The following is a 1,513-nucleotide window of genomic DNA, read 5'->3' on the forward strand; positions in this document are numbered from 1 at the left end:
AGAAGTCGCCCGGACGCTGTGCTGAGAGTGGAAGCGGACGGGACGCGAACGGCCTCCCCACCTTGATCAGGCGGTGGCGAGGTTCTGGATCGGGAAGATCTTTGCCATTTTCCGGAGGTTTTGGGCTGCGGCGGCGAGGTGGAACTCGTCACGGGCACCATTGGGACCGCGCAGGCGCAAGCGGTCCAGTTTCAGGATGCGCTTGAGGTGGGCGAACAGCATTTCGACCTTCTTCCGCTCTCTGCTCGACACAAGATAGGCGTCGGTTGTCGCAATATCTCGGGCCATGTCGCGCGCGCCTTCGTGGATCGAACGCGTGATCTTGCGGGCGGGCGCATTGGGCGTGCATTGCGGTTTTAGGGCACATCCTTCGCAATCGTGCTGACGCGCGCGGTAGCGGATGGAGCCGTCTTTATCGATCCCGGTCCGCGGCGTACTGAAGTTGCGATTGGACCGCCGCAACTGGTTGCCACCCGGGCAGGTGTAACTGTCGTCGTCATGGTCATAGATGAAGTCGGCGCGCTCGAAGGTGCCGTCATCGCGACCGGATTTTTCGAACACCGGGATATGCGGCTCGATGCCTTTCTCTTCCACCAGCCAAGACAGGTTCGCAGCGGAGCCATAGGCCGCGTCCGCTACAAGCCGATGCGGCCAGATGCCAAAGCGCTCCTGCGTCCGGTCGATCATTCGTCGCTGTGCTGTCACTTCGGCCTGCCGAACCGACGTTGTCGCCTCGACATCCACGATCACCGCATGATCGAGGTCGATCAGATAATTGGTGCTGTAGGCGTAAAAGGCCCGCTCACGCGTTGCCGCCGTCCAGCGGGCGGCAGGATCGGTCAGCGCGATCCGCTTCGGCTGCACAGGCGTTGAACCGCCGAACGCCGCATCGTCCAGCACCTCCAGATATTCACGAACGGCGCGGCCCGTCACATCGGGCGGCAGGCCTTCATCTCCCGGCACCGACCGCCGGCGATAGACATCCGCCCGGATCAGGCTTGCATCGACGGCGAAGCCTTCGCCGCCCACCAGGCCTTCCGCCATGCAGCGCGACACCGTCATCTCGAAGAGTTCGCGAAGCAGATCGCTGTCGCGGAAGCGGCCATGCCGGTTCTTCGAGAAGGTCGAGTGATCGGGAACCGCTCCCTCCAGCCCCAGCCGACAGAACCAGCGATAGGCGAGGTTCAGATGCACCTCTTCGCAAAGCCGACGCTCCGACCGGATGCCCATGCAATAGCCGACGACCAGCATCCGGATCATCAGCTCCGGGTCGATCGAGGGCCGACCCGTCTCGCTATAATAGGGGCGCAGATGCTCGCGCAGACCGCCGAGATCCACGAACCGGTCGATCGAGCGCAGCAGGTGGTCCGCCGGCACATGATCCTCGAGGCTGAAGCTGTAAAACAGCGCCTCCTGCATCACCGTCCGCTCGCCCATCATCAGCCGTCTCCCGATAACAAGACAACTGAATCATTCCCCGCGCCTCACTGCAAGCGGGAGTTTTTCAACAGAA

1 protein-coding gene is annotated in these 1,513 nt (G+C 62.6%); it reads right to left on the bottom strand.

What is annotated here, in order from left to right:
• Positions 1-66: 66 nt before the first annotated feature.
• Complete coding sequence (locus tag EBMC1_RS15970) at positions 67-1,440, bottom strand: IS1182 family transposase (RefSeq protein ID WP_003051097.1); 1,374 nt, start codon at positions 1,438-1,440, stop codon at positions 67-69.
• Positions 1,441-1,513 lie beyond the last annotated feature (73 nt).

The organism is Sphingopyxis sp. MC1 (genome assembly GCF_000371385.1).
Lineage (GTDB): Bacteria > Pseudomonadota > Alphaproteobacteria > Sphingomonadales > Sphingomonadaceae > Sphingopyxis > Sphingopyxis terrae.